This is a genomic window from Pseudobdellovibrionaceae bacterium (genome assembly GCA_019637875.1).
In the GTDB taxonomy this organism is placed as follows: Bacteria; Bdellovibrionota; Bdellovibrionia; order Bdellovibrionales; family Bdellovibrionaceae; genus JAHBUW01.
The window spans coordinates 15561-37477 of the sequence record JAHBUW010000023.1 but is presented as its reverse complement, the minus strand read 5'-3'; the positions used below and the strand labels follow the sequence as shown (position 1 = coordinate 37477).

Annotated in this window: 16 protein-coding genes; 5 read left to right on the top strand and 11 right to left on the bottom strand. The window is 56.9% G+C overall.

Annotation, left to right across the window (positions count from 1 at the left end; translation table 11 throughout):
- From KF767_18830 to KF767_18805, 6 genes are all read right to left on the bottom strand, one after another.
- Positions 1-922: hypothetical protein (locus tag KF767_18830; protein MBX3019950.1), on the bottom strand; the 922-nt coding region annotated here is incomplete at its 3' end.
- 136 nt (positions 923-1058) lie between these two features.
- Positions 1059-1709 (bottom strand): hypothetical protein, encoded by a 651-nt coding sequence (locus KF767_18825; GenBank protein ID MBX3019949.1) that lies wholly within the window; start codon positions 1707-1709, stop codon positions 1059-1061.
- An 81-nt stretch (positions 1710-1790) separates the two neighbouring features.
- Positions 1791-3044, bottom strand: coding sequence for a glutamate--cysteine ligase (gene gshA / locus KF767_18820; GenBank protein MBX3019948.1), 1254 nt, complete (start codon positions 3042-3044; stop codon positions 1791-1793).
- Positions 3041-4237 carry a hypothetical protein gene (locus KF767_18815; protein MBX3019947.1) on the bottom strand — a complete coding sequence of 399 codons (1197 nt, stop codon included), beginning with the start codon at positions 4235-4237 and terminating at the stop codon, positions 3041-3043. Before KF767_18815 ends, gshA begins: the two co-directional genes overlap by 4 nt.
- Positions 4234-5307 (bottom strand): ArsA family ATPase, encoded by a 1074-nt coding sequence (locus KF767_18810; GenBank protein MBX3019946.1) that lies wholly within the window; start codon positions 5305-5307, stop codon positions 4234-4236. Before KF767_18810 ends, KF767_18815 begins: the two co-directional genes overlap by 4 nt.
- The gene (locus KF767_18805) at positions 5304-6188 is read right to left on the bottom strand and encodes a P-loop NTPase (GenBank protein ID MBX3019945.1); all 885 of its coding nucleotides are present in this window, start codon (positions 6186-6188) and stop codon (positions 5304-5306) included. The genes KF767_18810 and KF767_18805 overlap by 4 nt, the downstream gene beginning before the upstream one ends.
- Before the next feature lie 137 nt (positions 6189-6325).
- On the opposite strand from KF767_18805, the gene tig reads away from it, so the two are divergent.
- Positions 6326-7648 carry a trigger factor gene (gene tig, locus KF767_18800; protein ID MBX3019944.1) on the top strand — a complete coding sequence of 441 codons (1323 nt, stop codon included), beginning with the start codon at positions 6326-6328 and terminating at the stop codon, positions 7646-7648.
- A gap of 38 nt (positions 7649-7686) precedes the next feature.
- Here tig and KF767_18795 read toward each other — a convergent pair whose 3' ends face one another.
- From KF767_18795 to KF767_18775, 5 genes are all read right to left on the bottom strand, one after another.
- Positions 7687-9072: a S41 family peptidase gene (locus KF767_18795; protein MBX3019943.1), complete on the bottom strand. Its 1386-nt coding sequence runs from the start codon at positions 9070-9072 to the stop codon at positions 7687-7689.
- Positions 9041-10171, bottom strand: coding sequence for a peptidoglycan DD-metalloendopeptidase family protein (locus tag KF767_18790; protein MBX3019942.1), 1131 nt, complete (start codon positions 10169-10171; stop codon positions 9041-9043). Before KF767_18790 ends, KF767_18795 begins: the two co-directional genes overlap by 32 nt.
- A complete protein-coding gene (locus tag KF767_18785; GenBank protein MBX3019941.1) occupies positions 10171-11115 on the bottom strand; it encodes an ABC transporter permease in 945 nt (314 codons plus the stop codon). The genes KF767_18790 and KF767_18785 overlap by 1 nt, the downstream gene beginning before the upstream one ends.
- Positions 11112-11774 carry a cell division ATP-binding protein FtsE gene (ftsE, locus tag KF767_18780; GenBank protein MBX3019940.1) on the bottom strand — a complete coding sequence of 221 codons (663 nt, stop codon included), beginning with the start codon at positions 11772-11774 and terminating at the stop codon, positions 11112-11114. The genes KF767_18785 and ftsE overlap by 4 nt, the downstream gene beginning before the upstream one ends.
- Positions 11775-11843: 69 nt before the next feature.
- Positions 11844-12095 carry a hypothetical protein gene (locus KF767_18775; GenBank protein ID MBX3019939.1) on the bottom strand — a complete coding sequence of 84 codons (252 nt, stop codon included), beginning with the start codon at positions 12093-12095 and terminating at the stop codon, positions 11844-11846.
- Positions 12096-12313: 218 nt separating this feature from the next.
- On the opposite strand from KF767_18775, the gene KF767_18770 reads away from it, so the two are divergent.
- The 4 genes from KF767_18770 (at position 12314) to KF767_18755 (ending at position 21862) form a co-directional block, all read left to right on the top strand.
- Entirely contained in the window at positions 12314-14293 is a 1980-nt protein-coding gene (locus KF767_18770) for a hypothetical protein (GenBank protein MBX3019938.1), read from the top strand.
- A 143-nt stretch (positions 14294-14436) separates the two neighbouring features.
- The gene (locus KF767_18765) at positions 14437-17124 is read left to right on the top strand and encodes a PBP1A family penicillin-binding protein (protein MBX3019937.1); all 2688 of its coding nucleotides are present in this window, start codon (positions 14437-14439) and stop codon (positions 17122-17124) included.
- Positions 17125-17157: 33 nt separating this feature from the next.
- Positions 17158-20112 (top strand): excinuclease ABC subunit UvrA, encoded by a 2955-nt coding sequence (gene uvrA / locus KF767_18760; GenBank protein ID MBX3019936.1) that lies wholly within the window; start codon positions 17158-17160, stop codon positions 20110-20112.
- A gap of 13 nt (positions 20113-20125) precedes the next feature.
- Positions 20126-21862, top strand: a complete 1737-nt coding sequence (locus KF767_18755; protein ID MBX3019935.1) for an ABC transporter ATP-binding protein — start codon at positions 20126-20128, stop codon at positions 21860-21862.
- The last annotated feature ends 55 nt before the right edge of the window (positions 21863-21917 follow it).

The window sequence follows — 21917 nt, the reverse complement described above, 5'->3', positions numbered from 1 at the left end:
CGTATTGGTATTGCGCGGTCACGGCTCCACCCACGGCACTTTGTGAAACCAGCGTTGCCGACTCTTGTCCGCAAACGCGATTCGGGTTTTGATCCGGAGTTCCCTCCACCGAAGTCATCATGTGCACGCGCGAACGATTTTTCGCCTTGGCGACCGAAAGCGTAACCGCCGCCTCCATATAAGTCTTCCAGACGTACACGTTCTGCTCGGAAACCCCGCGGGTCATGTACACGCTCGAATAAGAAAGATCTTTGCCCACGCACTCCGCGCGATCGTCCTCCACCCAGATATCCAATGTCGCACCCGACATGACGGCCACGTGCCCGTTCTCGCAGGGACTCGAGCCTTGAATCGCGGTGACCCGCACGGTCTGGTACCCGTCCACCAAATTTCCGTAGCCGAGGGTTTGCTTCGCCACCGTCCCCGTCCCGGGACAGATATCGTCACCGACGCCCGACACTTGAATGGGCGCGCCGACGACAACATTCGTGGCCCAGTAGTAAATCGTCGAAGGATGATTGTTCCGGTATCCCGCGGTGAATCGGGCGATGGCGCGACCGCGATCCGGAACCGAAACATGCATGACATCGGAATGGGACCCGCATTGCAGGAACTTCTCTTGTCCCGGCAGCAGCACATGCTGGTAATGGCGCGGCGGACGGCAGACGATCTCGGGTGTTGGGGTCGGAGTCGGCACGGGTGTCGGGACAGGCGTCGGTTGTGGCGTCGGGACTGGAGTCGGTTTCGGCGTCGGTGACGGCGTGGGCGCGGTGGCCTGTCCGGAACCTCCCGTCGCGGGAACCGTCTGTTGCGAGTTTCCGGACGAAGCGGTCGCGCCGACGGATTCCAGCGCCGAAGCGCTCTCAAATGATCCCGTCATCTGCAGATGGGAACCACAGTTCTGAAACGTCGGCAGCAGCATCAATAGAAGGAGTATGACCCCCAAAACGCCACGTTTTTTGCCTCGGCGAAACGTCCCCATCCATTCAAGATAACAGAAAAGAAAGACGGACTCCGACGAGCTTCGTGGAGCGTCTCGTTTTGAGATCGAAACCGAATTAGAATTCGACGACGACGGGACGATCCATCATCTGACGGAGCTCCGTCGACTCGATGGTCACGTCTTCATGGCCCGCGTTCTTCAAACGGATCGAGGTCAACACCCATTGGGGCGGCCATTGATCCGAGACGTTCGCGAACTTCACGCGGATATCTTGGCCGCGGTTTTGGTAGATCTGTTCGCCGTCATGAACCGTGTCGGCGGTGATGCGCGCGACCGGGATCCACAAAGGCGAAATGCGATTCACGTCTTGGTCCGGTTCGCACTGCCCTTCGACTTCCATCTGCGGCTTATCGCCGTTGGTCGCGACGCCTTCGCCTTCGAAGGAAAGGACCACGCGGTCGAAACGATCGCAGGCGAACACCTTTTCGCCGTCTTGACCCGCGACCACAAAGTGACCCAGGCGCACACCGATGTCGGATTGATCGCGGGTGACTTCAAAGCCCGCCATCAGACGTTGTTTGGAAGCTTGGTTCAGGGCATTGCCGTCGAGCTCCGAAAAGTCATAGACCTTCCGGATCGCCGCCGGCGTCCGCGCCGAACGGTTCATCACCGCGACTTCACCCGTCGGCTGATGAGACTGAATGATGTAACTGAATCCCCCGATAAACGAGACGCCCAGAATCAAACCGCCGATAAACCACTTCATAGAAAAAGCGTAGCACACCCTCAGGTAAAAAAAGGGTGAAATTCGCCCAAAGCCCACCCGACCAATGTCGGGAAATGAAGTTTATTCCCCCGCCGTCGGGCAACCCCGACCGCGCAGACGCAGGCCCAGATCCCGCGCCTCCATACCGATCGCGAGCAGCCCCAGACGCGCCGACCAGCCATAGACGTTTTCAAGCGGCGAACCTTCGACGTTCACCTGCAGATCGGCGACGCACAGGCGTTTGTAAACCGCACCGGGCGAGTTCAACGATTCGGTCGAAGACTTCTCGGCGTGGGAACGCAGGAATCCGCCCGCAAGGTCGCAGCCCACCATGTAGATGACCGGCTCGGCCGTCGCACCGTCCGCTTGCACGCGCGAGGGAATCCCCTCTTGCACGATGACATCGTGGATCTCGCGCCCGCCTTTCGCGGCCTTCATTTTCTTGCGGGATTTATAGTTCCACTCCATGACGTCGGCGCCGGATTTCACCATCGTCACGCCCAGACCGTAAGTGCCCGCGTTGTTCTTCACGAAGACGACGGGCTCCTGCTGGATGCCGCGCTTGGCGTACTCAGCCTTCAGCTCCGCGACCATCAGGTCGACGCGTTCGGCAAGGGTCTTCATCTGATTCTCGTCCGCCAGATCGAAGTTCTCGAAGATCTCGGTCTTCACGTTCAACACAAAGGGATCGATGCCGCAGATTCCGGCGAACTCCTCCACCAAGGCGTTGTAGTGTTTGAAGTAGTTCGACTTCTTGCGCTGGTACCAGCCGAGCTCACGCGGCGGATCGATCGGCAACGTCAATTGCGCCGCCCACTCCTCGTAAGGTTCCGAAAAGTCGTTGTTCGAAACGATCAGCTCCGGCTTGAACTCTTTCACCCAAACAGAATCTTCAAATGCCGAGACGACGTCGATCTCGACGCCGGTCAGGCTTTTCACCTTGAGGGGCTGCTCCATCCGGCGCGGAATCGCGATCATCACCTTGCGACCGCTGGATTCCATCAAGGATTTGATCGTGAGAACGTTTTCCCAATAGTAGGGATTGTTCGTATGTTCTTCGGTCACGAGCATGATGCGCTGGGGATCGTTGGCGCCGTAGCGGGTGCGGAAAGCCTCGGCGAAAATTTCGATCGCGTAGTCTTTGTCCGTCGGGCAGATGTTGTTGAAACCCGCCGGGAAGATATTCGCGTCCACGTTGGCGACCTTGAATCCCGAGTCACGAATATCGTAGCTCGAATAAAACGGCAGCCCCAACCCTTGAGTCTTCTGGGCGTACCACGTCGACAATTTGTCGGTGCTCGAGCAGTAGTTTTTGTGGAGGGAGTTCTGGATCATGGACGTCCTTCTTTCAGATTCGGATCGGCGGCATCGATTTTCGGCGCAGGCATCAAAGGCTCGGTCATTTCGGTCGGCGGATCTTTCACTTCCGCGCCCCGTTCGGCGTCGAACATCGGTTCCGAGACGACACGGCCGTCTTTGCGCGGGTTTTGGTGGACCTTGGACTCTTCCGTCAACGGAGTCAAAGACTGACGCCCCCAAAGAATCTTGCGTCCATTCTCTTCAATTTGCGCAAGCGTCGTGACGAGGGACTCGCCGCCTTCGGATAGGTCCCCGCCCGCATAGGTTTTCAGCGCCGCCGAGCTTTCCAGAAGACGCGCAACCCATTTCTTTTGCAGCTCCGCCTGGTACCGAGCCGAAGACTCCTGGCTGCGACCGCCCTCGACTTTGGGGGGACTGAACGCCAAACCAGCGAGATTGAAATAAGCGGCACGCAGCTGATCCGCCGCGTGGTTGGACCACGCTCCCGCGCGCAACGTGATCGCTTTCCAGAGGAAAGGCTGCAAGGCCTGCAGGGCCTCGAGCGTGGGCAGGAAGTTCTCGGGCGTAACGCTTTTCACGTCGAGCGTGCCCAAATTCGCCAAGATTTCGGCATGACGCAATCGCTGGTCATCCGGACTGGTGGGCCGAACATCGGGTAGATCCTTTTCCACTTTCGCGAGCAATCGGCGGGCTTCATCACGACGTCCCATGCGCATGAGCGAAGCCGCTTTGCGCGTCGGGATCTCCAGATAACGAACGTCCGAAGGTAACGCGTCCGCCAGCTTCTCGGCATCGGCCAATGCCGCCTGCAACCGCGCCTCATCGCCCAAACTTTCGTGACAGTACGACATGCGCACGTAAGCGCGCGCGGCGAACTCGGGCGCCGCGGTCCGCGCCTGCTCGCCCAGCTGACGATAAACTTGGATCGCCGCCGCCGGTTGCCCCAATCCCTCCAAGGCCCGACCACGTCCGTAAAAGGCCTGCGCCGAGTAGAAAGAAACGGGATATTTACGAATGAAAAGCGTGAACTGCTCTTCGGCCGCGGACCAATTTTGCGACTGCAGCTGAGACTGCGCGGTTTCGATCGCTTTACGCTGCTCGGCGATGACGGGATCTTCGTTATTCGGTGAGGCTACGAAGGGCGACTTCGTGCTCGCGCACGCGGCAAGCAACAAACAGGTCGCGAGACCGAGTAGTGAACGGATCATACGTTCTCCTGGGCCGGAAGTGCGGCCTCTAGTTTTTTCGAAAATTCCCAAACTTCACCGGGCGAATCGATATCTTCGATTTGCTCCGGGACTTCGAGGACCGCGAAGGTCGCGCCCAATCGTTTTTTGAGTTCGGAGATCTTCGCGCGGCGGGCGTCGTAGTATTTGCGGAAATCGTGCTGCAATCCCGCGGCACCGGTTTCCGCCGGCTGCGCTTCGCTTTGAAACCAAAGCGGATGCGCGCGGTTGATGATCAAGCCCGCCAAGTTGTAGCCGCCCTTACGGATTTCACGGGCGAAAACTTCGCCTTCCTGAAACTTGGCCTCATCGAACGCGGTGATCAGCAAAAATCTCGTCGAGGGTCGCACCAGCAAGCGCTGCGACTCGACCGCGCGCGCCTCGAGTTGCCCCTGCCAAGAGTGAATTTGCGAGAAGAATTCGCTCAGTTGCCCCATGAACTCCGCACCCGTCAGCGATTCCAGAATTTTGAGTGTCTGCTTCGTTCCGGCTTGGAAAAGTCCACTTAAAAGACCGCGACCTTCCGGCGCGCGGAACCATTTCGCGATGCCTTCGTTGAAAATCGACGCGAGCTTCTGGGGCGCTTGCAGAAATTCAAAAGCGTGATGCGCGGGCGGCGTATCCAAAACGATCAAATCGAAGCGACCGCTTTTCTCGGCCGCCAACAAATTTTCCAACGCCGTGAACTCTTGGGAACCCGCCAGCGTGGTCGAGAGTTGTTGGTACAGGCGGTTTTGCAGAATCTTTTCCGCTTCGGGCGATTGATTGGCCGCACGGCGAACGAAATCGTCGAAAGTTTTCTTCGAGTTCACGACGGCGCCCCAAAGTTCGCCCGGCGCCGAGAGCGCCGGTAGCTCCACGCGACGCGGTTCACCGCTTTCATCAAGGCCCAACGACTGTTTCAACCGTTTCGATGGGTCAACCGTCAACACGAGGACTTTCAATCCCCGGCGCGCAAAAAGCGCCGCCAGTCCCGAGGCGATCGTGGTTTTACCCACGCCCCCGGTCCCCATGCAGACGATCACTTTGGCGTCGCTCAGGTACGCGCTCATGGCTTCACCTCACCGGCGCCACCTTGGGGCGTTGAAACAATCTCGGCAAGCTGCAGGACGGTCTTTTCGAAGTCGGTTTCTAAAATCCACGGCGCGATCCACGTTTTCAAACCTTGAAATTGCGTCTCGGCGGCGACTTCGCTTTCGCGTCGGCGCGCCAGATCGTGCGCGAAGTCGTCTTTGTCCCCGCCGACGGGCGCCTTCACCTGCGCCGCCATCGCGGGCTGCAGCCAGCGGTTCAGACAGATTTCCGGCGCAATATTCGGAACGAGTTCCTTGAAGCTGGCGACCAATTCGCCGGTCTCTTGCACCGGCAGACTTTCCGGTAAGGTCACAAAGCAATACCGGCAGATCTCGGGATCACGCAGGACCTTCGCGATGTCGCGACTTTCATTCCCCATGGGTCCGAAGCGTACGGCTTCGGCGAAGCCCAGCGGCGCACGTAAAAGCGCCAGAAAATGCCCGCTGGCAAACGCGTCCACGATCAACGTGTCGTAAGGGAGTTTCGGCCCGACGTTGCGGGGGGGCCCACTCGTAATCTTCCCCAGAATCGCGAGCTCCGCCAGCCCCGGCGCCACTTGAATCAGCGAGCGCGAGACCGCGTTTTCAAAGAAAAGCTTGTAGAGGGCCTCGGATTTCAGAAGGTGCAACGCATATTCCCGCAGGCACGAATTGCCATCCCAGAGGGCGATATCGACGCCATCCCGCCAAGGCGAAGGGGTCGCCGAGAAGTTTTTCTTGAAGGCCAGTCCGTAGAAACTGCGATTTCCGAGCTCGACCAGGAGGGTCTTTTGGCCCGCGCGCGCCGCCTGCAGCGCCAGGGTGGCCGCGACGGTCGATTTGCCCACTCCACCTTTCCCGGAAACGAAAAGAATTTTCACAATCTGCAGTCTCTCAACTCTCTCTGGGACAATCATTTCGCCTCGCATTAGGCGCTTGATTGCCAAGGGCAAATTTCCTAGTATCCGCGCTTCTAATCCGCCCGTTTTATGAACTGAATCTCCGGGAGTCCGTACCCATGAAATCCACGATCGAAAATGTCAGCTCACTTGAGCGTCGCCTGAACATCGAAGTCCCCGCCGAAGTCGTCACTGGCGCCTTCGACCGCGTTTTCAAATCCATCCAGAAAGACGCCGAAATCAAAGGCTTCCGCCAAGGCAAAGCGCCGTTGGCGACCATCAAGTCTGTGTACGGTGGCCGCGTGAAGCAAGATGTCCTGCAAGAAGTTTTGCAGAATGCCTTCTTCCAAGCCATCCAAGAGAACAAAGTGAATCCCGTTTCGAGCCCCGAGTTCGAATTCACGGTCGATGACCTCCAAGAAGGCAAAACCTTCGCGTTCACCGCGAACTTCGAGATCCGTCCCGAAGTGAACCTGAAAAACTACGAAGGTCTGACCGTCGAGAAAGAAAAACTCGAAGTCGACGACAAGCGTGTGGATGAAGTCGTGGAAAACATCAAAAACGCGCACGCCGAATGGGGTGACGTTCTGGAAGACCGCCCCGCCCAAATGGGTGATATGGCGAACCTGGATTTCACCGGAAAGCTTGACGGCGAGCCGCTCGAAAACGGCGCGGGCACTGACTTCCCCCTCGAGCTGGGCTCGAGCCGCTTCATCCCCGGTTTTGAAGAAGGCATCGTCGGCATGAAAGTCGGCACGACGAAAACCATCAGCCTGAAGTTCCCCGAAAACTACCATGTCGCGGAGCTCGCGGGTAAACCCGTCGATTTCGTGACGACACTGAAAGGCCTGAAGAAGAAGTCGCTCCCCGAGCTGACTCCGGAATTCCTGGCCGGCAAAATGGGTCCCGGCGTCGAAACCGAAGCGCAACTGCGCGAGAACATCAAAAAAGATCTGAACGAATCCGAACAGAAGCGCATCGATTCGGACATGAAAAATCGTCTGCTCCGCTCGCTGGTCCGCGCGAACCCCGTCGACGTTCCGCCCTCGCTCTTGAAAGAGCAGAAGGCCGCTCTGGTCGAAGACATGAAGAATCGTCTGACCCAACAAGGAATGACGCCCGACGATTTCGCGGCGTACACCGACAAGTGGGAAGCGGACTTCGATACGACCGCGCGTGAAATGATCCAATCGGGTTATTTGGTCGACGCCGTCGCGACGAAGCACGAGCTGAGCTACACTGACGCCGATTTGGAAAAGAAATACGAAGAGTACGCGCAGCAGACCGGGATCGATCTCGCCCGCATCAAGGACTTCTACTCGCGTCCCGAACAGGTTCAGCGTCTGACTTACATGATCACCGAAGAAAAGGTGATCGACTTCCTGATGAAGACCGCAAAGGTCACGGAAGTGAAAAAAGAAAACCTCAAAGAGAAAAACTAGAAAGCAAAAGGGACCTCACGGTCCCTTTTCTTTTTTCGCTATTTACTTACACCGCGCATGATCTTCCATGCCTTCAGGTAATTGTAGGCCTGGAAGACCTGGTAGTCGCTCGCCAGAAGTTTATCCCGGGGCGACATCTTTTCGATTTCCTTGGCTTCCGCTTTCCACCAACCCGAGGCGATGTCCGACTTGTCCTGCTCGGTCTGCTTCTTTTCTTTGAGTTCGGCGATTTTCGCGGCCTTTTCTTTTTCTCCTAACAGGTGACCCGCGATGTCTTTTTCGCGGTTGCCGCCCTTCGATTTGACGACGGCCTTGCCGAAAGCTTCGGCGTCGACTTCTTCCAGCTCGATATCGGGCTGAATTCCTTCCGCCTGAATCGAACGTCCACTGGGCGTGAAGTAACGGGCGATGGTGAGCTTCAAGCCCGAACCGTCCCCCAACTTGATCACGTGCTGAACGGACCCCTTACCGAAGCTGCGGGCCCCCATGACGATCGCGCGTTTGTTGTCCTGCAGGGCTCCCGCGACGATCTCGGAGGCGCTCGCCGAATACTCGTTGACCAAGATGATGATCGGGAACTCGGTGTACTTCCCTTTTTTCGTCGCCGAAACGACTTCCTTCTGTTTGGGGTCGCGACCGATGGTCGACACGATGTCGCCTTCCTTCAGGAACATGTCGCTGATCTTGATCGCCTGATCGAGCAGGCCGCCGGGATTGCGGCGCAGATCCATGACGATTCCCTTCACGCCGTCTTTACCGGCCTTCTTCACCGCTTCGGCCATGTACTTTTCAAGGTCACGTCCGGTGTTTTCGATGAAGCTTGTCACGCGAAAGTAATGATAGCCTTCGCCCAGATCGGTGGGCTTCACCGAGCGGATCTTCACGCTGCCGCGAACGATCGCGATGTCACGGGGCTCGTCTTCTTTTTCACGCACGACCGTCAAGACCGTCTTCGAACCGCGCTTCCCGCGCATCAACTGCGAGGCTTCCATCAGGCCCAAGCCCTTGGTGGATTTTCCGTCGACGGCGACGACGCGGTCACCGGGCTTGATGCCCGCTTCCCAAGCGGGCGTGTCTTCGATCGGCGAGATGATCGTTAGAATGCCGTTCTGTATGGAAATCTCGATCCCCAGGCCGCCGAATTCGCCCGACGTTTCGGTTTCGAAATCTTTGAACACTTCTTGCGGCATGTAGCTCGTGTGCGGATCGAGCTCGCGCAACATCCCACGAATCGCGCCCAGCATCAGCTTCTTCGAGTCGACAGGTTCGACGTAATATTGCTGCACCAGATTCAGAATCTTGGCGAAGTTCTGAAGATCCGTGTAACGCTCCTGCGCGAAGACGGCTAGTCCACCGATGAGCACGGCCGCGCCCACCCCAAACTTGAGGTATTTAGCGATCCCATTCGAGGTTGCTGATTTCATAGCCCTTCCCTTTCATCCAAACTTTCGGATCCATTGTTTCGGCAAAATGACGGATTTCAAAATAAAGCCCGGAGCGACCGTCGAAGGGATTGGTTCCCACGCGACCGAGCGTTTGTCCTTCTTTGACCGGATCGCCGACTTTCAGATCCGTTTTGGAAAGCATGGCGTAAACCGAGTAATAGTGATCGGCGTGATCGACGATCACAAAATTTCCGTACTCCGGAAAAAACCCGCGATGCACGATGTGCCCGTCGTAAACCGAACGAACGGGCGCATGCAGCGTCGATTCGTACATCCAACCCCGGTGACTCAAGATCAGGTGATATTCGTTGTCGCGAATGACGCCGTAGTTTTGGGTCACCGTACCGTCCACCGGCGAAATCAATTGCCCCTTACGTTCGGCGAATGAGCTGCCCAGAAGGGCGTCCAGAATTCCCGACTCGGCCAACGCCGACGTGCGATCCTGGCTGGCCTGGAGCTTACGCAGCCGCTCGATGGTCTTCTGTTGGCGCTCTTTCATCGACGACAGAAGCTGGCTGCGCATTTCGGTCTGTTCCTTCAAACCCTTTTCCATTTCATTGATTCTTTTCTGCAGGCCGTTCAGGTAGGTGAGCCTTTCCGTGAACCGGGATTTCTGACGTCCCAAATCGCGGGCCAGGCGCGAGTAGTCTTTCATCGCCTGCACGTCACGCTGGCCGATCAGTCCCAGAATCTTCATGTTCCTTTCAAGCTGCGCCGAGTTTTTCGCTTTCAGAAGAAAAGACAGCCAGGCCTGTTGGTCGAACTTCTGAATCGACGCGAGCTTTGAAAGCAACAGCGTACGCTGTGATTCAAGCTGCGCCTCGATCTTTTGCGTTTTCTCGGAAATCGTTTTCAGCTGGACGTCGGTCAGAATTCGCTCTTGATCCAACGAAGAGCGCTCTTCGACGAAACGTTTCATCTCGCGATTGATGTTCTGCAGGGACTTCAAAACCTTTTGGTACTCTTGGGTCTGCACCGCCAAGTCCCGCTTCACTCGCTCCACGACCTTGCTTTCGGCCGAGAACCCGGTCCACGGCAGCAAAATCGACAGAATGAACGCCGCGAAACTTCCGCGCATCACGTTCCCCGCTTTTGGCTTTCGGCCGCCGCAAATCCGGTGTTCAGGTGGCGTAGGCACATGTAGGACACCGCCGCGCCCAAAAGCGCGTACGCCAGTGACATCAGAATCACGCCCGCCGTCGAAAACTGGTGCAACCGATAGGCGATGAACAGAAACAGGTCTTCGTTCATCAGCGTCGATTTCACACGGGCGAACAGCGAATTCGTGACCCACAGGCTTAAAGCCCCCGCCAAAAACGAGATCAACGCCCCTTCGATCAGGAACGGCATGCGGATGAACCACCGTGAAGCACCGACAAGCTCAAGGATTTCGATCTCTCCCCGCCGCTGTTGCAACGAATTCCGGATCACGAATCCCACCATGAACAGCGATCCGACCAAAACGACCGTGAAGAAAAGCGCGCCGATATTTCCCAGCACTTGCAGGATCGTGCGTAGCTCGTCCATCCAGCCCGCGCCGAACTGCACGTCCGCCACGATCTCGTTGGCCTTCAGCTGATCCGCGTAACCTTTGACGACTTCCAGATAACCTTCGGGATTTTTCGACCCCTTCAATTCCACCAGCAGACTGGCCGGAATGAACGACAGCAGTTCGGGATCTTTCAGAATTTCCGGCGCGTGCGAGGCCAGCTGCGCCTGCAGTTCACCGAAGGCCCGATCTTTCGACACGAACTGCACCGACTTGACGAGAGGATGCCCTTCGATTTTTGAGATGAGAGCTTCCGGTCTGTCGACGCCGTCTTTCAGGTAGACGTTCATTTCGACTTTCGATCCCCAGAACTGGCTCAGGGCTTCAAAGTTTTTCGCCACGATCAAGGCCGTATCCAGAAGCGTAAAGCTCGCGAACAGCGAAAAGACGACGAAAAGATTCAGCGCCATCCGGCGCCGCCAAGCCGACCCCAGATGCTGAAACAGGGTTTCCACCCAATGCGGTTTTCTCATACTTCGTCCCGCACGATCTCGCCGCCGTCGATCTCGATGCGGCGTTTACGACGACGCTCGACCAAACTGTGATCATGGGTCGCGATGAAAACGGTCGTGCCTTGGGCGCACAGACGCTCCATCAGATCCATGATGTCTTCGCTCAGCTCGGGATCCAGGTTCCCCGTCGGCTCATCGGCGATCAGAAGACCCGGACGGTGAATCAACGCGCGCGCGATCGCGATCCGCTGCTGTTCTCCGCCCGATAAAGAATCCGGGTATGACTTCGCGCGCCCCGCCAGGCCCACGGCCTCGAGGGCTTCCATGCTACGCCGCTGGATCTGCGCGCTTCGCTCACCGCGCACGAGCAGCGGCAACGAGACGTTCTCCAAAACGCTGCGGTCTTTCAGCAAACGGAAATCTTGAAAGACGATTCCGATGCGGCGGCGGAAGTACGGCAACTCGGCCGCACTGATTTGCGCGAGGTCATAGTCACCGACGATCACTCGTCCTGACGAGGGCCTATCGAACGCGGAAAGCATTCGGAAAAGCGTGGTTTTGCCGGCCCCACTGGGTCCCGTGAGGAAGACGAATTCGCCTTTCTCAACGCTAAAGCCGACGTTCTTCAGGGCGTGGACCGACCCCGGATATGTTTTGTAGACGTGCTGGAATTCAATCACCCCTCCAGAATAACGAAGGGGGGTGGACCCGTCGTCGATTCAACCGGTCCAGTCGGGTCTAGTTTTCCCTCACACTTCGCCGGCGTGAAGTTTCTCGATCATCATCTGGTGCTGGCGCCGCAGGGCCATCTGCAAAGCTTCGGAGTCGCGGACGGGACCGCCTTTCAGCGCTTCCATGTACGGCGTTTTCACCGTCAGGACGACCGCGCCGTTCGCGAAGATGCGGCTGACCAGAAAGGGGTTCTGCATTCCCCAGTCTTCCGTCTGGACATGATAGGCCTTACCGCGAATTTGGAGGTCAGAATTGAAGCCTTTGTGCATCCTTCAATGAATGAATAGGGACTTGGGGCTTGTCAACTTTCTGGTCATCCCAAATTGAGACGGAACCCGAGTCTTGCTTTGGGACGATTTGGAAAGCCCTTACAATTGAGATGACGTCTCAGCTTGCGACGTTTTTGGGCACCTGATTTGCTCCATGAGTTGGTAGACAACAAAAGCGTCACCGAATTTCGATGAGTGAAGGCGCTTTGGAGGAACTTATGAAACACAAGGCAATGCAACTGACCACGGGCATGGTCACCGGTCTACTGATGACTGCGCTGTCTTTCGAAGCTTTCGCTTCCAACCCTAACTATAGGGCACGAAGTATCCGCAACGATTCCGCGGAAAGCACACGCCGTGTTTCAACTGTCGCGAGGCCCGCGCCCACGGCACGCACCACCGTCCGCTCGGTCGCCCAATCGAGCCCGGGAACCCGCTCTTACCGTCAAGTTCGCAACGACACCGTGACCGCTCCGACCGGCACCACGACGGAACCCCGCCGCGTACAAACGATCGTGATCGGCGCGGACGGAAAACCCGTCCTGGGCGCTGATGGCAAACCCGTTACCCGGTCCGCGACGGCCCCTGCCGCCGTCACCACGACCGGCACGACGTCCATCTTCACGGCCCCGGCATCGACCGGCACTTTGCAACGCTTCACTTTGCAGCCCGGCCCGGGCGTGACTCAAGATCCGAACGGACGTCCCACGTGTAAACCCGGCCACGAAGCCGAGCCCACGACGACGAACATTGTGAATCCGACGAACGGTCAGATCACCGGTCACAATACGACTTACGCGTGTAAGCCGACCGCGGCTTACCTCAAAGATCCGATCCTCTATGATTCGTGCGGCGGCGAGCCCATGAAAAACAAAAACAACAAAGACATGCCCGAGTGCGCGTCCGCTTGGAACAACTCGGAAATGAACGTTTGCGGCAAGAAAGAAAAAGAAGCGCGCGAAGCTTACAACAAGTTCAGTCAGGCGTGCGCCGACGCGGGCATCGCGGGTGTGAAGGCTTGCATGGACGAAGCGAAAGCCTGCGTCACCGCGAGTACCGACGAAGACACTTCGTCGAAAGGCGAATTCGACAACGACTTCTGGCGTTCGATCGGCCTGGGCAACAACCAGACCTTCAAGAATCAAAACGAACGCATCAAGAAGTGCTCGGTTTACGGCCTGAAGGACTACGAAAGCGAAAAACGCGAGCGCAGTCGCTCACTGCGTGACGCCCAGAAAGAAATGGCCGATCTGCAGAAAGACCTCGCGAAAGATAAAAAAGAGCTGGCCGAGAAGAAAAAAGAGCTGTCGCAAGAGTTCGTCAAAATGCAGGCGGACATGCGTAAAGACATGGACGAGCAGCAAAAAGCCCTGGCCGAAGAGGGCATGCAGGCTCAGCAACAGATGATGGAAATCGATCAGCAGAAGGCCGAACTCCGCGCGGCGAATATCGAAGCGCGCAGCCGGTCCGCGCAGATTACCGGTCAGCGCGCGGTCGAACTCGCGGGTCTGTCGGATGCGATGATCCACACGAACTGTATGGTCGAACTCGAAAAGGCGATTTCCGAAATGAAGGCCGGAATGGTGTCGGGTTCGCAAAACTATATGCAAAGCTACGCCGAACGTAAGCGCCGCCTGATGAGCATCAAAGAGCTTTGCTACGCACGTTACGAAGCCGCACGCGCTTCGACGTACAAGTCTTTCAAAGCCGAAATCGACGCCGTGGACAACAGCGTCGCCGAAAACAACCGTCGTATCGCCGCCCTGGATGAACAGAAAAACCAGATCGAGCAGAACAAATCGACCGCCATCCAACGTGCGCAGCAGTCGATGCAGCAAGCGAACAACGAGCTGTACCAAAAGATGCAATCGGTGCAGATGCAAATGCAGGAACTGCAATCGAATGCACAACAGTCCGAAATGGCGGCGAACCAAAACATCCAGCAAGCGCAGCAGCGGATGAACGAATCGATCGCGGACATTCGCGATCTGGGTAACAAGCCGAAGGGCCTGAAGCAACCCACCGAAGCGGCTTCGCAGTTCCGCAACTTCGTGAATTCGGTCAAGGCGATGGAAAGCGACGTGGCCTGCTCGGATGAGGTCAAGCGCCTGCAGAAGATCGTGGAAGACGCTTCGTTGAAAGACTACTACGACAACGACCTGACCGGCGATTCGGATGATGACGACGGCCGAGACTAAATCGGTCGATTCACAATACGGTTACACACATTGTCTTTAGTCCTAACGCCGGGTGCCGACCCGGCGTTTTACTTTCGTCCTAAGGTACCCGTTTCCCTCACGTTCCCGTAAACTGAAAGACGTCATTTCATTCGGGAGACGTCATGCTTAAAGGGCTTTTCAAAAAGCTTCTGCTTCTATTTGTGGTGCTGGCCGTTTTGGGTGCGGGTGCCGCGTACTACGCCGTGAACCAGATTCAACAGAATCTCCCGCAGATCATTACGCTGCAAGACTACAAGCCGCTCTTAACGACGCAAGTTTACGATCGCTCGGGGAAAAAGATCGGTGAATTTTTTCGGGAGCGCCGGATCCTGACCCCTTACGATCAAATGCCCAAAAACTTGGTCAATGCCTTCATCGCGGCCGAGGACGATCAGTTCTTTCAGCACAAGGGCGTGAACTATCTGGCGATCATGCGCGCAGCGATCGCGAACTTCCAGGCGGGCCGCAAAGTCCAGGGTGGATCGACGATCACCCAGCAGCTCGCGAAAACGCTGCTCCTGCAAACGAATGAACGCACCTACATGCGTAAACTGCGTGAAGTTTTCCTGGCGCACAAGATGGAAGAGAACCTCTCGAAAGAGGACATCATCTTTCTGTACCTGAACCAGATCTACTTCGGCGCGGGCGCGCACGGCGTGGGCGTCGCCGCGCAGACTTACTTCCGCAAGGACATCAAAGACCTGAAGCTCTCCGAAATGGCGATCCTCGCGGGTCTGCCGAAGGCACCGTCCGACTACTCGCCCATCCGCAATCCCCAGCGCGCGAAAGAGCGGCAGCTGTACGTGCTGAAGCGAATGGCCGAAGTCGGCTTCGTGAACCCGGAAGAGGCCGACGCCGCCGGCAAAGAGCCCGTCACCGTGTACCTGAAGGAAAAGTGGGAAGAGCAGGCGCCCTATTTCCTGGAAGCCGTGCGCACGCTGCTGATCCCGAAGATCGGCGAAGACAAAATCCTGAACGAAGGCCTCTCGATCACGACGTCACTGGATCTACCGAAACAAATCGCCGCGCAGGAATCCACGAAAGCGGGTCTGCGCGCGCTGGACAAGCGTCAGGGCTTCCGCGGCGCCGGCGAGAACATCACCGAGCCCCAAGCGGTCGGCGATTTTCTGCTGAAAACCCGCAACGAAATGATCCAAAAAGCGCGGCCCGAACGGATCATTCAGCCCGACGGCACGTTCCTCGATTACGGACCGCTGAATCTGGCTTACGACATCAAGAAGGGCCTGCCCGGTTACATGATCCTCGAGGAAACTTACAAGGGCATCGTCTCGAAAGTCGACGACAAGAACGGGCTGGTGATGGTGAAACTCGCCGAGGTCGACGGACTGATCGACTTCTCGTCGATGCAGTGGGCGCGCAAACCCGACACCGAAAAGCGTTACGACCTCGATCTGCTGAAGAAACCTTCCGATGCCCTGAAGATCGGCGACGTCATCCTGGTGAAGCTGAAATCGGTCAAGTACGACGAGGAAAAAGCCAAAGCGAAAAAACCCGCTGAAGGCACGACCCTGCCGGACTTTTCCAAGTACGTTTCCCTCGAGCTTGAACAAGAACCGCTCGTCGACGCGGGCTTGATTTCGATTGAACCCGCGACCGGCGACATCATCGCGATGGTCGGCGGTTACGATTTCGAAAAGGACAAGTACAACAAGGCCATTCAAGCGGCGCGCCAGACGGGATCGTCGTTCAAAACCCTCGTGTACACGGCGGCCCTCGATAAAGGTTACACGCCCGCCACGCCGATCCTCGATGCGCCTTTGATTTACGAAAGCGGCACCGAAGACAGCGAAGGGCAGGATAGCGGCAAAGCGGCCGCGAAAAAGGGTTCGGAAGAAACGAAAGTTTGGAAGCCCGCGAACCACGGCCGCGACTTCAGCGGCGACATCATCTTCCGCAATGCCTTGGTCAAATCGCTGAATATCCCGACCGTCAAAATCATCGAGGACATCGGCGTCCCATGGTCCGCCGACTACGCGAAACGTTTGGGCGTTTACTCGACGCTCAACATGGATTTTACCCTCGCCCTGGGTTCAAGCTCGGTCACCCTTTACGAGATGACGAAGGCCTTCGCGCAGATCGCGAAACTCGGCAAGCGCGTCCGCCCCGTCATCATCCACAAAGTCGACGACTACGCCGGCCAGAACCTGCTGGGTGAAGTGACCCTGGATGAGCGTTTCAAAGACCAGATCGAGCCCATCGAAAAGATGTTCGAAGAGCGCCGCAAGAAGTTCTACGAACAGAAACTCGCGGGCAAAGAGATCGACCCCAAAAAAGAAATCGACGCGAACTTTTTCTTCGACGATCCCGAGCAGTTGATCAGCCCGAAAACCGCGTATCTGATGACGACTTTGCTGAAAGCCGTCGTGGAAGACCGGGATGGCACGGGCGGTCGCGCGCGGGTCCTTGAGCGGGACGTGGCCGGAAAAACAGGCTCCACGAACGGCTATTTTGACGCCTGGTTCGTCGGCTTCACGCAGCAAATCACCACCGGCGTCTGGGTGGGTTACAGCCAGGAGAAATCCATCGGCAAGGGAGAGGTCGGTGGCCGCGCCGCGCTCCCTATTTGGGTCGATTACATGAAAGCCGCCCACGACAAGCTTCCGGCCATGACTTTGGCGGTTCCCGAAGGTATTGTTTTCGCCAACATTGACGCGGATTCAGGTCTTCTAGCGACGACCAGTTCGCGGAATGTGATTCGACAGGCCTTCAAAGAAGGAACCGAACCCAGTTCCGCGAAAGCCTCCAGCGAAGAAGAGTCCGATTTCTACAAGCAAGATTTGACGGAGTAAGCCTTCATCGGCCTATCTCCGGATAGGAAAACGATGAAGTCCATCCACCTCTGGGGCGTGAAGCAGAACAACCTGAAGAACATCGAGGTCAACGTACCTCTGGGTTCATTCACGGTCATCTGCGGTCCCTCGGGATCGGGAAAGTCCTCGCTGGCGTTCGAAACCCTTTTCGCCGAGGGCCAACGTCGCTTCATCGAAAGCATGTCCAACTACGCGCGCCAGTTTCTGAACAAGGCGCCGAAACCCGACATCGAAGGCGTGAACAATATCCCGCCCGCGATTTCCATCGAGCAAAAAAACACCGTTAAAAGCTCACGGTCGACGGTGGGCACGACCACCGAACTGATCGACTACTTCCGTCTGATGTTCGAAAAGATCGGCATCGCGCACTGTCCGATCCACAAAGTCCCCACGCAGAAGCAAAGCGTGACCGAAGCGACCGACCGCGTGCTGAAGTTCTTCGACGGCAAGCGCGGTTACATCTTGGCGGAGGTCCCGGGCGACCAGCGGCTCTTCGACGGCAAAAAACTGCACAGCCTGCTTTTGCAAGACGGTTACTTGCGGATCTACGTTCCGAAGAAGAAGGCCGCTGCGAAGAAAACCGCGACCAAGTCGGCGGCCAAGGGCAAGAAGGCAAAGAAGGCCGTCGCCGTTGCGATTGAGAAAACCGACATCGTCCATCCGGTCGACAAAGAATCGCCCGTCCTGCACGAAGAAATGGGCGAAATCCTCGAGCTGAGCGCGAAAGAAGTCCTGAAAGCCGGACTACCGAAAGAAAGCTTCTTTCTGGTCATCGACCGGATGTCGTTCAACGCGGAAGAGAAAGGTCGACTCGCCGATTCGCTCGGCCAAGCCTATGAAGCGAGCCTGAAGTACCGTTCGCAAGGTTTGGTTCGCCAAGCCACCGTCCTGACGACCGAAGGCGAAAAGCTCGCCCTCAGTGAAGACGAAAACTGCCCGATCTGCGGCTACACGCCCCCGCTGCGCCAATCCCAACTTTTCAGCTTCAACAGCCCCGTCGGCGCCTGCGGAACCTGCAAAGGCTTCGGGAATATCCTCGATTTGGATCCTTCGAAAGTGATCCCCAATCCGAACCTGTCTTTGCAAGACGGCGCTTTACATCCCTTCACGATGCCCAGTGCGGACGCCGATCGACGCGAACTTCTGAAGTACGCGAAGAAGGCGAAAATCGACGTGAATAAGCCCTGGAACAAACTACCCGAAGAGCAGCGGGACGCGCTCTGGAAGGGGAATGACGAATTCTTCGGCGTGAAGGGTTTGTTCGAATACCTCGAACAGGTGAAATACAAGATGCACGTGCGCGTGTTCATTTCGCGTTATCGTTCGCCATTCCTTTGCCCCGAGTGCAACGGATCGCGATTGCGTCGGGACGCCCTTTGCGTGACCGTGCATGGGCGCAACCTCCAAGACCTCACCTCGCTCACGATCGAAGACCTTTCGGCTTTCCTGAAGAAGGTGCAGTGGACCACGAACGAAAAGGAAATCGCGAACGAGGTGCTGAAGCAAATCACCAGCCGGACTGAGTTCCTGATGCGCGTGGGGGTTCACTATTTGACCCTGGATCGCGAAACCCGCACCCTTTCCGGCGGCGAATTCCAACGCATCATGCTGGCGAATCAGCTGGGCATGGGCCTGTCGCAAAGCTTGTACGTTTTGGATGAACCGACCGTGGGACTGCACCCGCGCGACAACGATCGGCTGATCTCGATTCTGAAAGACCTCAAAGAGCTCGGCAACACCTTGGTCGTCGTCGAACACGATCAAGATGTGATCCGCGAGTCGGAAAACATCATCGAAATGGGACCCGGTAGCGGCATGCTGGGCGGTCAGGTCATTTACTCGGGACCGACGCAGAATTTCTACGACTCCAAAACGTCGGTCACCGCGAACTTCCTGAAACCCCATCCCGATCGCGCGGTGAACCGTGTGTACCGGCCTGTGGATATCGGCAATTACAAGTACAAGATCACGCTGAAGGGCGCGCGCGGTCACAACCTGCATAAACTCGACGTGAGCTTTCCTTTGCATCGTTTGGTGACCGTGACCGGCGTCAGCGGATCGGGAAAGTCGACCCTCGTCACGAAAACCCTGTACCCCGCCCTGGCGCGAGCGCTCGAGCTGGAATTCGAAAAGCACCAGCCTTTCGACAAAATCGAAGGCGTCGAGTACATCAAAAACGTGCTGCTGATCGACCAATCGCCGATCGGTAAGTCGACACGCTCTTCCCCGGTCACCTATTTGAAAGTCTTCGATGCAATCCGTACGATCATGGCGACCTCACCCGAGGCGAAAGAGCGCGGCTACACGGCGGGGACTTTCTCGTTGAACGTGGATGGAGGACGCTGTCCCGCCTGCCGTGGCACCGGCTTCGAAGAAATCGACATGCAGTTCATGGACAACGTCGTCATTCCTTGCGACGTTTGTGACGGCAAGAAGTACCGGTCGGAAATCCTGGAAGTCCAATTCCGCGGCAAAAACATCCACGAGATCCTCAGCATGACCGTCGCGGACGCCATGCAGTTTTTCATCTCGCACCCGAATATCCGCAAACCCCTCAGCGTCTTGAAAGAGGTCGGACTCGATTACCTGCAGCTGGGACAACCCGCGGGCACCCTTTCGGGCGGCGAGTCGCAGCGCCTGAAGATCGCCAAAGAGCTCAGTCAAGTCAGCCAGAAGTCGACCTTGTACATTCTAGACGAACCCACCACCGGCCTGCATTTCCGTGAAGTCGAGCTTTTGATGAAGGTTTTGAATAAATTGATCGAAGCGGGCGGCTCGGTGATCGTCGTCGAGCACAATTTGGACGTGATTCAAGGGTCGGACTACATCATTGATTTGGGCCCCGAAGCGGGTCAGCATGGGGGAAAGATCGTGGCTGAAGGCACCCCGGATGACATCATGAAAGCGAAGAAATCGCTGACGGGTCAATATCTGAAGCGCCACCACGATTTCTTGAGAGGAAAGTAGTTCGTTGTTCACCTTGCCGCCCGAAATTAAGCGCATTTTGCGCGAATTGATGCAGTTCCGTCGGCGCCTGTTGTTCATCGCGCTGGCCGGAGTCGGCATGGCCGCGGCGGACACCCTCAGCGCGAATCTGATCAAGTATGTCTTCGACGGCCTGCAGTTCGGCAACACCGAACAGATCAAACAAACCTTGGCCATCATCGTGGGGCTCGCCTTCCTCAAAGGCATCTTCCGTTACGTTCACTTCTTCAACATGAATTACACGGCCGAGCTCGTGTCACAGCGGCTTCGTCAAAAACTGCAGATGAAGTTCATGAAACTCAATCTTTCGTTCCACGTGAACTACGCGGCGGGTTCGGGCGGATTGATCTCGCGGATTCTTTACGACATCACGATCATCCATCACGGCCTGCGGATGTTCGCCGACTTCTTCCGCGAACCGCTTCTCTTCATTGGTTTGATCGGTACGCTCTTTTACCTGAACTGGTCCCTGACCCTCGGCATCCTGGTCATCTTGCCGTTCATCCTGTGGTTCCTGCGCCAGCTTTCGCGCTCGATCAAAAAGTACTCCGAGCGCGGCCAAGAGGATCTGGAAGTCATCACCGGCACGATCAAGGAAAGCCTGGATGGCGTGCGCATCATCCAGTCATTCAATCTGGAAAACGAGATGTCCCGCCGCTTCGGCGTTGAAAGCGACAATTTCTTGTTCTCGCGTAAACGCATTCACTCGCTGATCGAATCCTCGGGACCCGTGACCGAATTCGCGATGACGATCGTGGTGTGCCTGATCCTGCTCTACATGACGTTGGAGATCGCGCAGGGCCGCGCCACTTACGGGGACTTCATGAGTTACGTTGCCGCCATGCTGATGCTGAGCGCGCCGATCAAAAAACTTCAGGAAAGCTACGTCCGTATCCAAGAGACCGCCGTGGCCGCGCGCCGGGTGTTCGAACTCTTGGACGAGGACAGCGAAGTTCCCCAGATCGCGAAACCCGTTCCGTTCCCGCGAACTTGGGAAAAGATCCGCTTCGATAACGTTTCTTTCCGTTACGGCGAAAACTGGGTTTTACGGAATGTCAGCTTCGATATCCAGCGCGGGCAGATGGTCGCCTTCGTCGGCGCCTCGGGCAGCGGAAAGTCGACCCTCGTGAATCTGCTGGAACGCTTCTTCGATCCCACCGAAGGACGCATTCTGGTCGATAACGTCGATATCAAAGACATGTCCCTCAGCGACCTGCGCTCGCAGATCGCGATGGTTTCGCAGGACGTCTTCTTGTTCAGCGATACCGTCGAGCGTAACATCTGGGCGGGGGATTTCTCGAAAACGATGGAAACCGTCCAAGAAGCCGCCAAACGCGCCAATGCCGACGCCTTCATCCAGCGCGCTCCGCACGCCTACCAAAGCCGCGTGGGCGATAAAGGCAACCTCTTCAGCGGCGGCGAGAAGCAACGTCTGTCGATCGCGCGCGCGTTCTTCAAAGACGCCCCCGTCTTGGTCTTGGACGAAGCCACCAGCGCACTGGACTCGGAATCCGAAGTCGAAGTGCAACGCGGACTCGATCAATTGATGGAAGGACGCACGGCTTTGGTGATCGCGCACCGCCTGTCGACGATCTCACGCGCGGATTTGATCTACGTGATGAAAGCCGGGAATATTGTCGAATCCGGAACGCATGAAGCCCTTTTGGCGCGTAAATCCGAGTATTTCAAATTGCACCAGATGCAAAACACCACTGAAAGATCGCTGACTTAGAGCGACTCATCTTGGGCCGACCGAGGTCCAGTCACTAAAAATCGGACACCCCCTC